A 19881-nucleotide genomic window follows, 5' to 3' on the forward strand; every position below is an offset into this window, starting at 1 on the left:
GTTATCTTTAAAGAATGTCAATTTAAGTGACTTGTATTATGCCACTTTCATTAAATCACTGGGGACTTTACACTGACTTCTATGAGCTCACCATGGCTCAGGGGTATTTCTATTGTGAGAAAAAAGAAGACACTACTACATTCAACTATTTCTTCCGGACTAACCCGTTTAAAGGAGGTTTTACTGTTTTTGCCGGCCTTCAGGATTTTTTGGAAATACTTTCTGAATATACCTTCAGCGAATCCGATATTCAGTTTCTGAAAAGCCAGGGGTTCCGCAAAGAATTTCTGAAATACCTTTCCGAATTCCGTTTTTCGGGCAATGTTCTCAGTGCCAGAGAAGGTGAAATCATGTTTCCCAATGAACCGGTTTTACAAGTAGAAGGTAACGTTATTGAATGTCAGCTTATCGAAAGTTTTTTGCTGAATATTCTCAACTTTGAATCACTGATTGCCACCAAAGCCTATCGTGTAAAAATGGTTGCCGAAAATAAACCATTCACAGATTTTGGCCTGCGCCGGGCTCAAGGACTGGGAGCACTGCATGCCAGCCGGGCGGCTGTTATCGGCGGTGCGTCTTCCACCTCAAACGTTTTGGCCGGAAAACTGTTTAACATCCCGGTGTCGGGAACCCAGGCGCATTCATGGATTCAAAGCTTCGAGGGGGAAATAGAGGCTTTCAGGGCATTTGCAAAAATACACCCGGAGAATACAGTATTGCTGGTTGACACATTCGATACCATCCACTCCGGAATACCCAACGCCATCCTGGTAGCAAAAGAGATGGAAAAAAGGGGACTGCGCCTCAAGGCTGTTCGCCTTGACAGTGGCGACCTGGCGTATTTCAGCAAAAAAGCCCGTAAAATGCTTGACGAGGCAGGACTGGAGTACGTAAAAATTATAGCCTCCAACCAACTAAATGAGCACGTGATACGCAGTTTGCTGAAAGATCAGAATGCCCCTATCGATGCATTCGGGATTGGCACTGAAATGATCACCGGCAAAAATGACGCGGCTTTGGATGGAGTGTATAAAATGACGGAGATAAACGGGAAGCCCAAAATGAAACTATCTGAAAACATTGAGAAAGTAACGCTTCCCGGTAAAAAACAGGTGTACAGATGCCTCGACAGTTCCGGTATGTTCTACCGCGACGCAATCCTCCTGACTGATGAAAAGCCTGAAGAAGTAAAAACCATTTGCCATCCGATTTATCCTGAACGCAGAACAAGCATTAATCACCTGCAAATGGAGCCCCTGCTGTTTACTGTGGTTAAAAAGGGGCAGGTTGTTGTGGAACAAAAAAGCCCGGATAAGATACACGATTACCTTCAGGAAAGGGCTGCATTACTACCTGATGAACACAAACGATTTATCAGTCCGCATATATACAAGGTTGGAATTTCTGAAAAACTGATGGAGGTACGCCAAGCACTTACCCAAAGCATAAAAGAGGCAAATCAGGCTCGCTAAACATTTACAGAGGACAAACCACATGCCCGGGAGTAAATACCTGCAACAATGCGAATATAACTGTGCACAAGCTGCTCTGGACAAAGCGCAATTTGCCCGTTACAGACTTCATAAAACTGAACCGGCATAAACTGGCTCAAAAGTGACAACGGAATCCTATTTTCCTGCAAATTTTTGTACAAAATATCCCTGGCTGCTCCTAATTCTGCCATTGGCCAATAATATCTGGACCGGTCAGAAAAACTGTATTTTCGCTTAAAAGCCTGTTGCTTTTCATTTCCGGGATAATACTTCTTCCAATAGCCCGGTTCCTTTTGCATCATCCGCTCCAGGGTTTCGCTTAATTTTGACAACCCGTTGTAATCTTTACCCAGTATTTCAATCTCCATGGATTCCAGGGCAAACAGCGCTTCGCGGTAAGCAAAAGTTAACCAGGGGCCAACTTTAAGAATACAAAAATGATCCTTTACCAAAGCTTTCAAATTCTCTTCAGTCTGATAGTCAGTAGAGTGTGCTTCGTAAACAAGGTTGTCAAATTTCAATATTTTTTCACTGAGTTTCTGTGCCTTCTCTTTTCTGTAATTAAAAACCTGATCGTCGCCAAATTCCACCCCCGGTTGAACAACAGCACCTGCCACACGTTCCCACGCATCAGCTAAACCAGCCTGAATAAAATGTTTATGTGTGATTGAGATTGTTCTTTCAGCATCGTCAGGTGTCGTAGGAATCACTTCCTCCTCTTCCTCTTGCGCTCCTCCAGGGATAGGAACCTCGGTCCCAATAATATAAACCGGCTTAGGCTTCCCGGAGCGATATTTTTCCCAGGAATCTTCAGCCACCCGACAAAGCGCAGCAGTCCTTTCAGCCACTATCTCATCATTCAGCGGCTTTCTCCTGTCTCCTGCATCATCCGCGCAAAACATGCTGGTATCAAGATGTATCTTTTGGTATCCTTCTTTTACATATTCTTCGATAAGCACTTTGGCATGTTCCATTGCCATTTCTGCAGGAAGGTTCTGCCATGGATTGGGGCCTAAATGATCTCCGCCCAACAAAATCATTTCCTTTGGAAAGTCAACTTTCTCGGCAATACCATTTACATACCGGACAAAATCTGCCGGTTTCATTCCCGTATAACCACCAAACTGATCCACCTGGTTTGAGGTGGATTCAACCAAAAGCATGGTTTCATCCTCCTTCGCCTGCAGGAAACATGCCTCCAGCACATCCGGATTAGCAGAACACACTGAATATATTCCTTTGGCAACTCCTTTCCGGTTAGCGGCAATTAAATCGAGAAATAAATCCCTAGCATTTTTCATTTTCGGTAAGATGGTAAATTTTTACTCCCTGTACCACTCTCGAAATGGCACCATTTTGTGACGGGGAATCCGGAGACAACCCCAAACTTAGTGACTTATAAAATCCGATTATTTGTGCCGGAAGAATATAAAAAACGGATAAAAACTCTTCCTGAATATCCTCTGTCCCCCCTGGAAACCGGATAGACAAATCAAATTTTAACTCACTCTCATCGTAGCTATTTCCAATGGCAATCGATCTTTCACCGGCTGCTGTGGTCTTTGCAGAACGCACCAGATCCAGCTCATAAGGCTGCACACCGGCACTATTGGATAACAGATAAACAACAACAGTTGTGTCATCAACAACAGCTTTGGGACCATGCCGAAACCCAAGAAATGAATCGAACTTGCAAATAACTTTTCCATTGGACAACTCCTGAACCTTCAGGTGCGATTCATGAGCAATTCCAAAAAGCGGACCCGACCCCATAAATACCATCCGTTTAAAATCTGTTTCTGCCATCTTCTGAATATCAGGCAGACAGTCATTTAACACATAGTTACCCAATTCGCAAACTCTGTCAATTGTCGGGCGTAACTGCTCCGCATCCAAAATATTAGAGATCAGTAAGCCGGTCAGCAGCATCGACGAAAAAGAGCTCGTCATGGCCAGCGACTGGTCGTTCGTTTCCTCCGGCAATAAAAATGTATATGAATCAGTGTCTTTAATCTTTTTAGCTAATGCCCCGTCTTTGTTGCATGTAATATTCAATTCATACAAACAATCACAATGTTCTTTAGCAAGTTCAACGGCAGCAACACTCTCCGGACTATCTCCCGACCGTGCAAATGAGATTAACAATGTTGGTCTGGATTTAATAAAATAATTTTCAGGATGGGTAATTATATCAGTTGTAGCAATAGCCCGGCAAACCCCATTCCACTTTTTCTGAAAAGAACCGACCAATGCCTCACCTATAAAAGCCGATGTTCCGGCCCCTGTCAATATAATGTAAGGAAAATCATGTTCCCATACTTTCTGTAAAAATTGTAATATATATTCTTTTTCTTCAAGGAATCTTTTATAAGTCTTTTCCCAAGAGCTTGGCTGACTGGCTATCTCCCTGGCCGTATTTAAAGCTTCCCGGTCTTGTAAATCCTTCATTCGTAAACCTAAATACTTCATTGTTCGGTGTTTTTATTTCAGTACAAAAATATAACATTTCATTTTCTTTCCAAATATAAACAAAAAGTTTCATAATATTTCTTAATAATACATTATTATAAAAGATTTATAAATACTTTCACATTCTCCAAGGCATATTTTTAACAGAAAATCAAACTCAGGATACTCGCCAACCAATTTATTCGACAAGAGAGACACCAACGCAAAACACTATATTACAGACCGATAAACAAACTTCACATAAAAGCTATTGAGGAAATAACCACATACTTTAGGCATTATCACATAAATAATTATGCGACAATGCGTATTACAACTACCAGCCCAATACATTTGCGAAGTGACAATGACACTCACCTCCAGCAATACACTGACACACAAAAATATAAATCAAATAGCCCCGTAAAAAAAGAAACTGTTAAATCCACAAATGTCCTTCGATATACATTTCACAAAAAGAATGAAAGGAAACAAAACAGGTAGCAATACCCTGACTGCACCTAAAAGAAATCTTCCCCAAAACAATTCACACACACAACCCACTAATAACCAGGGACATTAACTCACAAACAAAATCCAGATTACCTCAGACAACATCAGACAAATCAGCAACAAAAACCTGTCGCTTGCCATCCGGAGCTGCCTGGAATGCTAACTTTTTATAATTTCTGTCCCAGGTAGGGTGCCCATCCAGGCGGATGGTAGCATTTTTCAATCCATCTCTTTCTGAAGTGTTCATCTTCACCAGAATCACCTCTTCCTCCGAAATCAAATCAATTAGTTTTATACGCAATTTTTGCTGCCCATTCTCAACAGGGAAATCATCTGTTGTAATAAATCGACTATCGGGAGTTATCCTTGGGTGGCCTTCTCCTTTTATTTTGTTACTTAAGACTTTAAAACCAGAACCATCATACAAAAACTGGCAATACCGATATTGTCCTCCGGAACCTTCCGGATTCATGACACGAATGATATGCACCCCGTCCGGATGCCAATTCGGATGCCCACCTCCTTGCCCCCAAACAAGTTCGCCAGAGGCAAATTTCAAGCCTGTTCCATCCGTATTATATGTAAAGACCATCGGATTTCTCCCACCCAGTCCACTGGGGAACAAACACCGAAACACTTGTAATATTTTCGTACTCTGAGGGTTTACTTTGGTATGCCAAAAATAGTAGGTTCCATCTTTTTCCGGTGCTTCAACCGGTATCCTGGCTGCCACATCAGCCAAACTCATCAGCAGACTTTTCCAGTTTGTTGCGAGGTCTGTTTTCCAAATACCTTCATCAGTTGCCGCCCCGTAAGGTAACTTATCCGGGTTCTCCGGATCCCTTGAGGGCAATCCATATCCTTGCTGGGTAACATTCAATAACTCAAGCGGAAAGCCCACGACAAACTGGCCATTAGGTGCAATATTATACATTGGCCCGTCAAAAGCTGTAAACTTTCCGGTATCAAGATCTATTTGCACACACACTGCATTCTGACTACCGAAAACGTCATTCGTATACAAATACCTATCGCTTGGTCCCCAATGCAACAAGGCACCTGTTTGAAAACCCCAACTTTTCGTTTCGTAAACAGTCGATATAGTTTCTTCATCAAGATCAATCACACAAACCTCAGCTGTTTCCCCGTACTTTGGAAGCCGGTCTTCGACAAAAGGGACACGCGTAACCGCAATATAACGACCGGATGGGCTATGGGCAGGAATGTCGTAATACGTAAAGTTGTAATGCCCGTCATCTGGCGTAATCTTGTAAACCGGAACTTCCAAATCAAACGATTCAGGCTTGTACCGGCATATATTGAATTTTCGTTTTTTAAAAGCAGGATGGAGAATATTCCAAAGTCCCGGAACTACAGATAAAGCAGCAACCCCACACGAAGTATAAACAAACTTTCTTCTATCCATAAGCTTTTATTTATGTAAGAAGCTGACTACAAGCACCAAATATCCACTATTAAAGTCTTATCACTTTTTCACAGCAACTACCACAGATTCTGGCCCTGTCGCATTTGCCAGGTTTATTGATCGAAAAAAATAAATATGATTATTCTTCGAAAGATTTAAATCAAATTTCTCATTTACAGGCATCCACAATCCAGACACACCTTCTTTCATTTGATACTCTTTTAAATTTGGCGTATCGGAAGCAATATGAATATTTAGCTTTTCTCCATCCACCTTTGCTGTAACTTTCAGTACATTCGGAGTCCATTCAATGACCTTTTTATCTTTCGTTTTTACCCACCAATCAAATACTTCCTGCGAAACAGGCTTCCCGTCTCTGTAATATATACTGGAACTAAAAAAATCATCCACATAAGCTATCGATAAATTATTGTATTCTTCAGGATAAATGGTATATCTGTTGCCATATAAATACCATCTTGGCCAGGTGTAAGTTTGCGCAAATCGTTCTTTTGTCATAGAGTCAAACTCCGGATCAAATTCAATAGGAGTGCGATCCGGCCCTTTAACCAATACAATATCCGCAGCCTTATTCTTCAAAAATTCTTCACGTATTTCCAGCACGGAAAGAGGTATCCCGTCTTTTTCAAAATGATGGTTGTATTTGGCATCCGATAAAAACCATTTACAATATTGATTAGACCATATCTCATTTATTCCATGATTGCCATCCGGGCCTCCTTTAGCTCCAGGCCCGGAGTTTAAAACACGGGTAACATAACCATAAGAATTCATAATCGCATTCTGAACCCTCATAAAGTGAGCACAATGAAACCCCTCTCCCTTCAGGGCAAAATCCAGAATAGTCTCTGCATAATCTCCCCCGGGGTAGTGCGGATTAAAATCCTCAATTTTTATGGTTGATTTCATCCAGTCCCGCAACAATAAAATACGCTCAAACTCATCGGTTTCTCCATGAAAGATTGTATCCAACCGGAATTTCTCAATCAAATGGGCAAATTTTGGAGAAGTAAGATCTTCAAAAGATTTAAATTCAGTATTGGGATAATACTCAGGATTTTCTACCTCCAACAACTGGTAACCCCCTTTGTCTGAAGTACAACTACTGCCTGCCATAAACAAAAGAACTACGGAAATCAGTAAAAATACATTCCCGACATGCGAACACTTTCTTTTGACAGTTCCCCCTTTCACAAAATATTGCCTTCTCATTTTAATATAAAATTATTATTTATCCTTTCGCAAATCTAAATAATTTTTTCATTACAACAATTTCAATTTATGATTACTTATAAATAAACATTTCATTTATCACTAAAAATGCTTATTAGAATAGTGTACAATTGGCCGGGGCACCATCCTTTGAAACAAACATTTCCTCATCATAAAATCGTAAAAAAAATAATACATTTTACACAAAGTCAACAATTTAATTAAATTCGAATACAAATACAAAAACACAGTATCCAGAAACAACCGACAACAGCTATTGACAATAACCTGAGGAATCATTCAAAATATAACAACATTGTTTTTTATTTTTATTCTCTTGCGGAAAAGAAAATAATGATTTAATATTGCAAACAAAAAATAACAAAATGAAAGTATTAATCAATTTCTTCTTCGTTGTCATCATTCTAAACTTGACAGGATGCAAATCAGATAAACTCAATCAAGTTTTACTATATGACAATTTTAACGATTTGAAAACCGGCCTTTTCTCCGCACCTGTAGGCCCGCACACAGAATATCATTACCTGCCCGAGGCAGGTAAAAAAGGCAATTGGGAAGTCACCAGTTTTGGGACAGGTCGTCTTAACGATTGGGGACACGCATGGCAGGTTATCGAAAACGGCCCCAAAAAGAACATACACCAGACCTTTGCCAATTACAAACAAACACAATGGACTCACCCAATGATCATTGCAGGAGATTCGTTGTGGAGGGATTATAAATTTACCACCTTGTTTATCCCTGAAAACGATTCGCTGGCTTCAGGGGTGGCGTTTCGCTACAGAAACTCCCGGCAGTTTTATTTTTTCGGGATAAAGAAATCCAGGGTTTATATTTCAAAAGTTAACCATGGGGCTGGCTGGAAAGTCCTGAACGAAGAAATCCTGACAGAACAACCCTATACCTTTGCTCCCGGGCAGGAATTAAAAGCAACGGTAACTGTTCAGGGAAATTCAATAGAAGCAAAATTAAACGATGACATTACACTGAATGCCTCCGATAACACCTTCCCCAAAGGGAAAATAGGACTGATCTCCCATGCAAGGGCACAATACAAAAGTGTGGAAGTGCTGACCTCGCAGGATGAAATCCAATATATTGAAAACAAAAAAGCCGCATACAAACAAGAGCTTGAGCAACTACAGGCAGCAAATCCGGAAATGAAAGTTTGGCGGACCATTAATACGGAAGGATTTGGAGTTGGTCGCAATCTTCGGTTCGGAGACCTGAATATGAATGGACAAATGGATGTACTCATCGGACAGGTGGTTCACCATAATTATCCAATTGACAGTCATAGCGAATTGAGCTGTCTGACTGCCATGACATTTGACGGGGAAATTCTATGGCAAACCGGAGAACCGGACCCGGACAAATACCACCTCACCAATGATGTTGCTTTCCAAATCCACGACATTACAAACGACGGCAAAAATGAGGTTATCTACACCATGAATTTTGAATTGATTGTTGCAGATGGAGAAACTGGTAAAACGTTGTACAAAACCAAGACCCCCATATCCAAAATCCCGAATGATAAATTTGAGAGAATATTGGGAGATTGCCTGTTCTTTTTCGATTGTGAAGGCAATGGGTTCAAGGGAAACATTTTAACAAAAGACCGCTATAACCATTTTTGGGTGATGAACAACAAACTTGAGGTAATATGGGAAGGTCAATGCGTAACAGGACATTACCCCTATGCTGCAGATATTGATAACGACGGTAAGGACGAACTCGCCATGGGATACTCTTTGTTTGATGACGATGGCTCTCTGATCTGGAGCCTTGACGACGAGATTCCCGATCATTGCGACGGCGTTGCCATTGTAAACTACGGCGAAAATTCGAACGATGAACCTGTTATTATGTATGCTGCCAGCGATGCAGGATATTACCGTGTAGATTTGGACGGAAATATTTTAGTCCACCATGACATCGGTCACGTACAAAATCCGGCAATCGGAAATTTCAGAAGTGATTTACCAGGGCTTGAGACTGTAACCATTAACTTCTGGGGAAACCAGGGACTTATTCATTACTACGATCCACAAGGGGAAATCTACTTTGATTTTGAACCAAATCAGTTTGGCAGCATGGTTTTACCGCTCAACTGGACAGGAGATGGCGAGGAATACTTTGTACACAATCCGAACATACGCGAAGGTGGGATTTTTGACGGCCGGGGAAGAAAAGTTCTTGTTTTTCCGGATGACAACCATCCCGACATGTGTAATGCGGTTCTGGATATTACAGGTGATTGCCGTGACGAGATCGTTGTATGGAACCCAAATGAAATATGGGTTTACACACAAAGCGATAATCCCAAAAGTGGAAAACTCTATAAACCGGTAAGAAATCCGTTGTATAATTATTCAAATTACCAGGCAACCGTGTCTCTACCCGGTTGGAATGATAAATAGTTATGGTATAAGCCCTTTTATCAGAATCGCAAAACGAAGATTACTCACAAAGTTCATATCAAAACTGAAGATTAAATTTATAAAAATGAAAAGCAATACATCAGGCTGCCGATACGGATTAAAATTCGGCAAAAAAATTATTTTGTTATTCGCATTCTCCCTCTCTTTGGTTTTACTGGCACATTCCCAACCGAATGTAATTAAAATCAGCAAGAAGAATTTCATCAATAATATGAGCATCCACAACAAGCCAGCCGCTGTAGTTAAAGATGGAAGCCGACTTCTGTTTGACTGTGAAGATGCCCTCAGTGGAAAATCAAAATACTATTTTGAAAATAACATTTCATGGAACGATCCGAGAAGGCACGGCACGGATAATCCGCACACAGGACCTGTCTTTATAGAAGGAGCCCAACCCGGTGATGTCCTGGAGGTTGAGATACATGACATTCGCCTTGGCCGTTTTGGCTTTATGCAAAATATGGATAAAAATAAGTTTGTTGACGATGAACAGGAGCTTGCCTATCTCGAGGTGGAAGCTATTGAAGACTACATGGTGTACAACGGAAAAAGAATGCCCGTTTATCCCATGGTAGGAGGAATTGGCACAGCAGGCTTTAAAGAAATGACAACCGGTGAGGTATGGGAAAACGGAGGAAATATTGATTCGAGATTGATAAAAAAAGACTCGAAAGTTCTACTGCCTGTTTTTGTTGAAGGAGCTCTCTTATCAATGGGAGATGTGCATGCAGCCATGGGAGATGGGGAAGTATTTGGCAAAGGCGTTGAGATTCCGGCAGAAGTTGAGGTAACCGTTCGCGTAAGAAAAGACCTGAGCCTCAAGCGCCCAATGGTTATCAACCCGGATATGATAGCCACAATCGCCGCAGACCCAGATGTAAACAAGGCAAAAGAACTGGCAATCATGGACATGGGGCACTTTCTGGTTAAATACCACGGGCTAAGCTCTATCGACGCCAGCGCCCTTATTGGTTTTTATGGCCATTTGCGAATCGGACAAATAGTTAATCCGCAGAAAACACTAAAAATCGAAATTGATAAAAAATACATCGACTATTTTAAACAGAACTAAAAATTCAATAAAAGACTGATTCTGTAGCAAAACAATTTACCTGTAAACTGAAGAATCAGAATTTTACCATAATAGTAATCCAAGAAACCAGGGTAATAGCACTGCTTTTAAACTGGACAAATGAAAAACAGGGGGTCTTTACTCCCTGTTTCTTCATTTTGCGAAATACACACAGTATATGAAAGCAGAAAAACAATGCCAAGAATCCTTCAAATTATCTAAAACAAGAAAGGGAGTAACTGCTTTCTGAAATAAATTAAAAAAAAATGCGCAAAATATTTGCGCACAAAAAAATACAACTAACTATTTTTTTACAGCATCGAAACTCTATATTAATTGCTTTACATCCGCAATAATTTTCTCCGAAAGGCCAGATGCAGCCTCCAAACTATTTGATTCAGAATAGATCCGGATAATGGGTTCAGTATTTGATTTTCTCAAATGCACCCATTCGTTGGCAAAATCAATCCTTAACCCATCGGTGTCATTTATCTTTTCTTCTTTGTACTTATCTTTTATTTTTAACAAGACAGCATCCAAATCGACATCTGGCGCCAATGCCACTTTATTTTTTGAGATATAATAGTTCGGATACAACTTTCTCAGTTCGGAGCATGTTAAGCCTGATTTTGCCAAATGAGATAAAAACAGCGCCATACCAGCAAGGGCATCCCGGCCATAATGTGAGACAGGATAAATAACTCCTCCGTTCCCCTCTCCCCCAATCACCGCGTTGGTTTCCTTCATTTTGGCAACTACATTTACTTCACCAACCGATGAAGCCGCATAGCTTCCTCCATGTTTTTCCGTTACAACCCGCAACGCCTGTGTTGATGACAGGTTTGAAACAGTATTTCCCGGTGTTTTTGAGAGAATATAATCGGCAACTGCTACCAAAGTATACTCTTCGCTAAACATGGATCCATCTTCACTAATAATAGACAACCGGTCAACATCGGGATCCACAACAAAACACACATCAACATTATTCTCCTTAACTATCCTGCATGTTTCAATTAAATTTTCAGGAATAGGTTCGGGTGTGTGGGCAAAATGGCCTGTTGGCTCTTCATTAACAGGTATCACCTTTTCTACCCCAAGCGCTTTTAATAAGGCAGGAATAGCAATCCCTCCGACAGAATTTACGGCATCAAAAGCCACAGTAAAATTGGCCTGCCTAATCAATTCCACATCGACTAATTCCAGGTCAAGAATATGTTGAATGTGTTCCGACAAATAACTTTTTGCACGAATCTTTCCCAACTTATACACTTCAGCAAACTCAAAATTAGCACTTTCTGCATATTCCAATATTTTGAGACCTTCTGCATCTGATATAAATTCCCCTCTCCCGTTTAACAGCTTCAGGGCATTCCATTGCACCGGATTATGGCTTGCTGTAATAATAATACCTCCATCAGCATTCTCTTTAACAACAGCTATTTCTGTTGTGGGAGTTGTAGCCAGTCCAATATTAACCACATCGCACCCCATCCCGGTTAGCGTTGCGCACACAAGACTTTCAACCATCGGTCCCGAAATACGGGCATCACGTCCAACCACAACAACAAGTTCATTACTGTCATTGTTAGTCTGCAACCATTGAGCATACGAAGCAGTAAATCTCACTACATCAAGCGGAGACAACCCTTCTCCCGGTTTTCCTCCAATGGTACCTCTTATTCCTGAAATTGATTTAATAAGTGTCATTACAATAAAAAATTATCATGGATTATTACCCAGTTTTATTTATCCGGGGGTTCATAAACAATTGTTTTACTTATCGCTTCTCCAAACCACTTTTTGAACTGAGTTATGGTCCTGCCCAAGTATATCACGATAAAGTTCCGGCCTCCGCGCATTAATATAGCGGTGTCCGCCAGCCTTGCCTATCTTATCCGGAGTAATTACAGATGAAACAATATCGTCATCCAGCTTACGGCATTCAGCAATTATGTCCCCAAAGGGATCAATAATCATGGAACAACCATTCTTCAACTGGTCATCGTCCATTCCAATAGGATTTGAAAATACAACATACACAGCATTGTCGTAAGCTCTTGCAGGAAGCCATTTCATCAACCAACTCCGGCCTTTCATTCCATCAAACTCCAACCGTAACGAAGTGGGATCATTTTCGCGATTTTCCCACAATGTGGGATCGACAAAACCGGCCCCCGGTCTGGTTGATGGAGTACACATAGTTACATGTGGCATAAAAATTATATCAGCTCCCAACAGTTTTGTCGCCCTCACATTTTCAACAATATTATTGTCATAGCAAATCAAAATTCCACACTTCCAGCCATAAAGTTCAAAAATGCAATACTCATTACCAGGTTTTAGATGGGGATTTATAAATGGATGAAGCTTACGATATTTAGCAACCAGTCCATTCTTATCCACACAAACATAGGCCTTGAATAAATCGTCATTTTCATCCTTTTCAAAAAGCCCGGCCAAAATGGCAATGTCATACTTTTGTGCAATTTCTGTCAACTTAACCACACTCGGACCGTTTGGAATAAACTCAGCCAGGTCAAGCATTTCCTTTTTAGAAAGATTACGCGCAAAAGTATAACCGGTAACAGAGCACTCATGAAAGGCAATTACTTTGGAGCCCTCATCTGCTGCCTGCTTTGCAAGCTTATCTATTACTGAAATATTATAGGCCTTATCGCCACTCTTATTTTCAAATTGTGCTGTAGAAATTTTCAATTTGTCCATTTTGTAACATTTTATTTTTTTAATGATTGCATCGAATTTATACCTGACGTTCCTTTTAAGCGGTTATAAATTTATAGATAAAACCGGTATATTTAAACTTTCTCCGGTGCCAATCACAATGACAATATACTAATCCGGAAAAAGGAGTTCAAAAATAAGATAATAAATCAAAATTCACAAGGTTTTGCTAACAACATCATACCTCACCATCACTTAATAACGAATTGAAAGATTAATAAAAACAAAATAAAACACAAAAAATCAAATCAAAACTGTGTACACTTACACAACAGATCGCGAAAACCAACATAAAGGACAAACACTATCCTGGCAAGCATTCCTCACTCAACAACAATATATTCTACAAGACCAGAAACTACCTTCAACCTAAAAACCCAATTTTTAGATTACCACAAAATCTCCTGAAAACTAACGAGATCAAAAACAATTCTAAACATCACCTAAGAATTAGCGGTTCTTTCTTTCCTTGCCAATCCAGTACTTTTCCAGGCCCATACATTGCACCAACGAGGCAAACAGAAGAACAACAGTATTCTAGGCATCAACATTACCATAAACTTTTTATTCATTTCACTGACAGTTAAAAAGACACTATTAACATTTAAAAACGACGGCAACTAGCAGGAAAATTTTTTTTTATTATTTTTTAGTTTATTTTTGCTGAAAAACTTATTAAAAATATCCTTATCGAAAGATTATGAAAGTATTCAGGATAAAATTACTTCGGTTTCAATCTCAATCTTCCTGCAAGAGGAACAAAAAATTAATTAGCATGAAATTTTTAAATGAATTGTGCTTCTCTGCCAAGCACCTGTTGTTAGCATTTATTTTTGTCTTTAGTACATTCAGTTCATTTGCCTTCTTAACCGACCTTCGAAGTCAGGGGTATAGTCTTATTCCAGCACCTCAGGAAACAACTCTTACCGGGAAAAACATTTCGGTAGATAAAAGCTGGAAGGTGCAAACAGACATCAGCAACAATAGTATTGCCCTGAAAAGGCTTCATGAAGGTGCAAATGATCTTCTTGCACTCAAATTTGAAGGAACAGGTTCGGGTAAAATCATTCTCGAAATTGTTCCCGGAAGTATTTCCGGTAATTTTAACGCAATACAAACAAAAGAAGCATACCGCATTCAAATCGAAGCAAATACTGTAAAAATAAGCAGTAATGCAGAAGCAGGATTATTTTATGGAGTACAAAGCCTGCTGCAACTGTTAAAACCGACGCCCAGAAGTGATTTTAACCTTCCCGAAGGAACCATAACCGACTGGCCGGATCTTGAGCTTCGTATGATCCACTGGGACACAAAACATCACCAGTCGCGTCTGGAAACATTAAAAAATTATATTGACTGGTCGGCATTTTTCAAGGTCAATGCTATTGCCTTTGAAATTGAAGATAAATACGAATATCCGAGAAATCCGATTATTGGAGCGCCGGGGGCATTTACCACTGCAGAAATGCACGAACTTACCGAGTATGCCATGGAGAGGAATATCCAGTTGGTTCCAAATGTTCAGGCGCCTGCGCACATGACCTTTGTTTTAAAACATGAACAATTTGCACACTTAAGATCTGACGGAAGTAATTACCAGGCATGTATGTGCGACGAGGAAGCCATGGAGTTGATTTTTGACATGTACCAGGATATGATTGATGCCACTCCTGGCGTAGAGTACTTTTTTGTTTCAACCGATGAGGTCTATTATGCCGGAATATGCGAAAAATGCGAAGATGAATACAATGATGAAAACAGGAGCCAATGCTGGGTTGACTATTTAAACCGTGTTCACCAATGGATGGAAGAAAAAGGAAGAAAAGTTATCGCATGGGTAGAATATCCGTTGTTAACGGAACACATTAAACAATTGCCGGAAGGATTGATCGACGGCATCATGGTTCCCAACAGCTCGAAAGAATGGGTTGCCGAACAGAACAAGACAGGAGTTAAACAATTGGCATACAGCTCTATGCAAGGCTCAGAATATCTATTCCCTAATTTTTTTGAAAACAGATACAGAAACCGCCTTAACAGCGGACGTTTATATGATGCCTCTGTAAATATTGATTTGGTTCGGGCAAACGGAGCAAAACCAATTGGCACCTTTGCTGCAGCCTGGGATGATTCAGGCTTACATAGTGAAACTTTTTGGTTGGGTTGGGCCACTGTTACTCAATATGCCTGGACCAATAATAAACCTTCACTTGAACAAAATGTTGCAGATTTTATGAACACTTATTATGGATACGATAGTCCGTATATGGTGGATATTTATCAGTCATTACAGGATGGGGCCAGATTTTACGAAGATTTGTGGGAGAGAAGACCGTCTACAGAACGGGATATGTCGTATGGCAGCTCGTATGGCCCTACACCCTATAGGCTATCTGATATCTATTTAGAAATGCCTAACTTACCATCGGTATCTGATTTGTCTGTTAATACAAACTTCAGAGATAAAAATAAAGAAAAAATCGAGGGCGCAACCAAACTGAAGCCCATTATTGAAGAATTGATTCATAAATTGATCTATGCTACAAACCATGTATCGCGTAACAGATACAACCTTGAAGTTTATTTATCGATTGCTTCTCTGGAAAAATATACAATCAATACAGTTCTTGACTTGGCAAAAATTGAAAATTATATGGAGTTGGCTTCAGATGAGAGCAAAAATAGTAAAGAAAGGATTGCGTATTTAGTAGAAGCCTACCATTTAGTTGAGCAAATAATTACCAATCAGCGGGAAATGTGGAATTCGCTTGAGGAAGTATGGGAAAAAAGCAGATTTGAAAAATGCAGAAGCGTTGGAGGTAGAGATTTCGTTCACATTTTTGATGACGTGAAAGATCACTTTGCCGACCGCCGCTTAGGGTTGGAATATATGCTTGCTCCATTTGAAAGAATGGAAATTGGAAAATGGCAGAATCAGCTGTGGGATGTAATTAACGAATACGCACAAGCCAACGACGTTCAGATTGAAGGCTTTGAAGTTAAACGGTTGGAGGACTGATCCTAAACAGGTTCAGCCGTCCCACACAATCGATATTCTATTACTCTGACTACAATGACATTACACCACAAATAAGAATATCCGATGAAAATTAACTTGCGGTTCAGGCTTTTAAATCATATAGTAAAAAGTCTTATGTATGAAATAAGACATACAACAGGAAATAATTTGAGGGAGCTTTTTAACAAAGCTTCCTCAAATACGTATTACACAGTCCTTATCTTAGCACTACTACCTATTCTGTTTAGTGGATGCCAACCCAACAGGGATCAGAAAGAAAACATTGACGAAAGATTGTTCCAACACCATTTTATTACACGCGATCTTCCCGGCACAACGGATTGGGGCTATGGATGCTCCACACTTGCAGATTTTGACATGGACGGGGATCTTGACTATTCGTTTTCGGGAAAGGAAGGGCTGTACTGGTTCGAAAATCACAGCATAGATCATTGGGAAAGACATGAAGTGGGTGAGTTGACACTTCGGGCACTGGGAGCAAATTCAATGGATGTTGACAATGACGGGTGGCCGGATATTGTTATTGGTGGCTACTGGTACAGAAACAGTCAAAATCCCCGGGAACAAAAATTTGAACGCTTCCAATACGATAACCGCATCCAAAGCAATATTCACGATGTGATGTTTGCCGACATGGACGGAGACGGCAGAAATGATCTTGTTGTCTTAGGCGAAGGGGATGGGTTGTTCTGGTATAAACTGCCCTCCCATCCATTAAAGGATGAAAACTGGGAAAGACACACTGTAACCCTTGACGTACTGGTTAAAAACGACCGCATCCATGGAGGAATTGCACCTAATGGAATAGGTGATTTGGACGGAGATAATGATAACGACCTGGTATTGCCTGACCGCTGGCTTGAAAATCAAGAAAACGGGACAAAATGGGTAAAACACGCCTTACCATTCGGGAAACGGGGACCGTTTGGACTTTCTTCAAGAAACTGGATTATTGATTTAGACAACGACGGAGACAACGATATTGTTATGGCAGACTGCGACCAGCAGGCTTCGCGCATTGCCTGGCTCGAAAATAATGGAGGTGCCATTCCAGCTTTTACAGCCCGATTTTTGCCCATGAGCGCCCCGGGGATTCGCGGTTCCTTTCATTCGCTTTTCGTTGGAGACTTAGATAATGATGGGGATATTGATATTCTTACCTGCGATCAGGAAGATGACAGCCTTCCCACTGAAGGAGCTCCCCCAAGGTGGTATGTTTGGGAAAACATAAGTACTACCTCGTATCCTGAATTTGTTGAAAAAGTAATCCTCAATAACAAAATTGGCGGTCACGATGCCCTGGTTGGAGACGTGGACGGGGATGGTGACCTTGACATCGTTTCAAAAGTATGGAATCTTTGGCCTGAAAGCGGAAATAACGGAATAGAACATGGAGACATCCTCGAAAATAGATTGATCAATCAGCCAGAATAGAGGTTTTATAACCAAAAACCAATTAAAATAAATATATGAAAAACCTGATTTACATCTTACTAGTTGTCCTGCTTGTTTCTTGTCATACTTCTACTCAGAATAAAGTTCACATTGAAGGTGAGCTCAAACAGTGGCATAAAGTGACTGTGGTACTTTCCGGCCCAAAAACCTCGGAATGGGCAAAGGAAAACCCTTTTCTCGATTACAGGCTGGAAGCAACATTTACCAATGGAAATAAAAGTTACACCGTTCCCGGCTTTTTTGCAGCCGACGGTAATGCTACCGAGACTTCAGCCGAAGCAGGAAACCTATGGAAAGTGCGCTTCCGCCCCGATGAAACCGGGGAATGGAACTACAAAATTTCTTTCCGCAAAGGGAAAAACATTGTAGTGAAAAACGGAAATAATATTGGGGAACCACTTGTTCCATTCGACGGTGCAGAAGGGACTTTTTCCATAGGACCGTCGGATAAAACTGGCGATGATTTCCGTGCAAAGGGAAGAATTATAAACGGAGGTAAAGGCTATTTCAAATTTAAGGGTTCTGAAGAAAGGTGGATTAAAAATGGTACCGATAGCCCGGAAAACTTTCTGGCTTATGCCGACTTTGACCAGACTACCCGCTTCAGCCTGAAAACTGAATTGCGAAAGGGGGAAGCCGATCCGAAAGAAGAACTGCATAAATATGGACCACACCAAAACGACTGGAACGAAGGCGACCCAACCTGGCAAAACGGAAAAGGGAAAGGAATCATTGGTGCACTGAACTACCTTCATTCGGTTGGTATCAATTCGGTGTACATGCTTACCATGAACATTTTAGGTGACGGAAAAGACGTGTGGCCCTACACCGACCACAACGAGCGTTACCGGTTCGATTGCAGCAAGCTCGACCAGTGGGAAATTGTTTTTGAACATGCTCAAAAACTAGGAATTATGCTGCATTTTGTGTTGCAGGAAACCGAAAACGAAACCCTGCTCGACAATGGCCACACCGATGTGCAGCGGATGATTTATTTGCGTGAGCTTGCAGCCCGATTTGGCCATCACCTTGCTGTAACATGGAACATAGGCGAAGAAAACGGCCCCGCCGGCTGGACACCAATTGGACAAACACATGAACAGAAAGTGGATATGGCCAATTATCTAAAACAAATCAACCAGCTTTCCAACATCGTGGTAGTGCATACACATTCCGGTGACCATAATCAAGACGGATACCTTACTCCTTTTCTTGGGTTTAAAAACCTTGACGGGCCGAGTATGCAGATTGGAAATCCGGCTCGGGTAAACGAGCGAATCAAAAAATGGGTGGAAGAATCGGAAAGTGCCGGCAAGCGCTGGCTGGTAAACCTCGATGAAATCGGCCAGCATTGGAAAGGTGTGCTACCCGATTCGTATGATGCCTCGCACGACACCATTCGTGCAGATTGTTTGTGGGGCAGCCTGCTCGCAGGTGCTTCCGGAGTGGAATGGTATTTCGGACACAAATATCCGCATACCGATCTCACTTGTGAAGATTTTCGCAGCCGTGATACGTGGTGGAAACAATCGACCATTGCCACTCAGTTTATAAAAAACCTACCGGTAGAAACCATGAAACCTGCCAATGATCTGGTCAACCTTACAGATGCTTTTTGTTTTGCCCAAGAGAATGAAATGTATGTGGTTTACTTACCGGCAGGTTCCGAAAATTGCAAACTGAAACTGAATACGGAAAAATCTTTTAGCGTAAAATGGTTTAATCCGCGGGATGGAGGCGAACCTATCACAGGCAACCTTCCCAAGATAAAAGGGAAAGGACTCGTACCTCTGGGAAATCCACCTGAAGACCCAGAAAAGGATTGGGTAATTGTAGTGCAGTAAAAACAGGCATTGAATTACCTAACGTCAGTTCGAGCTAAGCTAACGTACAACTTTGCGTCTGGTCAATAACTTCTTCCATTCTAAGGGTAGGTTTTTTAGGCAGAAAGGAGTAAGCTATCAGACCTGAAAGTAAGTTTGTCAGGAAGT

12 protein-coding genes are annotated in these 19881 nt (G+C 41.0%); 6 read left to right on the forward strand and 6 right to left on the reverse strand.

Annotation, left to right across the window (positions count from 1 at the left end; genetic code table 11):
* The first annotated feature begins 38 nt into the window (after positions 1-38).
* A complete protein-coding gene (locus D1164_RS07565) occupies positions 39-1472 on the forward strand; it encodes a nicotinate phosphoribosyltransferase (RefSeq protein ID WP_119349344.1) in 1434 nt (477 codons plus the stop codon).
* Here D1164_RS07565 and D1164_RS07570 read toward each other — a convergent pair.
* From D1164_RS07570 to D1164_RS07585, 4 genes are all read right to left on the reverse strand, one after another.
* Complete coding sequence (locus tag D1164_RS07570; protein WP_119349345.1) at positions 1469-2794, reverse strand: class II D-tagatose-bisphosphate aldolase, non-catalytic subunit; 1326 nt, start codon at positions 2792-2794, stop codon at positions 1469-1471. The two genes, D1164_RS07565 and D1164_RS07570, sit on opposite strands and share 4 nt — an antisense overlap.
* The gene (locus D1164_RS07575) at positions 2781-3962 is read right to left on the reverse strand and encodes an SIS domain-containing protein (RefSeq protein ID WP_119349346.1); all 1182 of its coding nucleotides are present in this window, start codon (positions 3960-3962) and stop codon (positions 2781-2783) included. Before D1164_RS07575 ends, D1164_RS07570 begins: the two co-directional genes overlap by 14 nt.
* A 586-nt stretch (positions 3963-4548) precedes the next feature.
* Complete coding sequence (locus tag D1164_RS07580; protein WP_119349347.1) at positions 4549-5880, reverse strand: TolB-like translocation protein; 1332 nt, start codon at positions 5878-5880, stop codon at positions 4549-4551.
* Positions 5881-5940: 60 nt separating this feature from the next.
* Positions 5941-7113, reverse strand: a complete 1173-nt coding sequence (locus D1164_RS07585; protein ID WP_119349348.1) for a transglutaminase domain-containing protein — start codon at positions 7111-7113, stop codon at positions 5941-5943.
* A gap of 386 nt (positions 7114-7499) precedes the next feature.
* Here D1164_RS07585 and D1164_RS07590 point away from each other — a divergent pair, with 386 nt between their 5' ends.
* Together D1164_RS07590 and D1164_RS07595 are read left to right on the forward strand one after the other, a co-directional pair.
* Positions 7500-9557, forward strand: a complete 2058-nt coding sequence (locus D1164_RS07590; protein WP_147372085.1) for a family 16 glycoside hydrolase — start codon at positions 7500-7502, stop codon at positions 9555-9557.
* 85 nt (positions 9558-9642) lie between these two features.
* Positions 9643-10650, forward strand: a complete 1008-nt coding sequence (locus D1164_RS07595; RefSeq protein ID WP_172594378.1) for an acetamidase/formamidase family protein — start codon at positions 9643-9645, stop codon at positions 10648-10650.
* Positions 10651-10977: 327 nt separating this feature from the next.
* On the opposite strand, the gene glmM is transcribed toward D1164_RS07595, so the two are convergent.
* Complete coding sequence (gene glmM, locus D1164_RS07600; RefSeq protein ID WP_119349351.1) at positions 10978-12360, reverse strand: phosphoglucosamine mutase; 1383 nt, start codon at positions 12358-12360, stop codon at positions 10978-10980.
* A gap of 66 nt (positions 12361-12426) precedes the next feature.
* Complete coding sequence (locus D1164_RS07605) at positions 12427-13377, reverse strand: nitrilase family protein (protein ID WP_119349352.1); 951 nt, start codon at positions 13375-13377, stop codon at positions 12427-12429.
* A gap of 793 nt (positions 13378-14170) precedes the next feature.
* On the opposite strand from D1164_RS07605, the gene D1164_RS07610 reads away from it, so the two are divergent.
* From D1164_RS07610 to D1164_RS07620, 3 genes are all read left to right on the forward strand, one after another.
* A complete protein-coding gene (locus tag D1164_RS07610) occupies positions 14171-16414 on the forward strand; it encodes a DUF4838 domain-containing protein (protein ID WP_172594379.1) in 2244 nt (747 codons plus the stop codon).
* A gap of 135 nt (positions 16415-16549) precedes the next feature.
* Positions 16550-17869 carry an FG-GAP repeat domain-containing protein gene (locus D1164_RS07615; RefSeq protein WP_172594380.1) on the forward strand — a complete coding sequence of 440 codons (1320 nt, stop codon included), beginning with the start codon at positions 16550-16552 and terminating at the stop codon, positions 17867-17869.
* A 35-nt stretch (positions 17870-17904) separates the two neighbouring features.
* The gene (locus D1164_RS07620) at positions 17905-19734 is read left to right on the forward strand and encodes a DUF5060 domain-containing protein (protein ID WP_119349355.1); all 1830 of its coding nucleotides are present in this window, start codon (positions 17905-17907) and stop codon (positions 19732-19734) included.
* The last annotated feature ends 147 nt before the right edge of the window (positions 19735-19881 follow it).

Origin of the sequence: Mariniphaga sediminis, from assembly GCF_003573545.1 — a bacterium.
In the GTDB taxonomy this organism is placed as follows: domain Bacteria; phylum Bacteroidota; class Bacteroidia; order Bacteroidales; family Prolixibacteraceae; genus Mariniphaga; species Mariniphaga sediminis.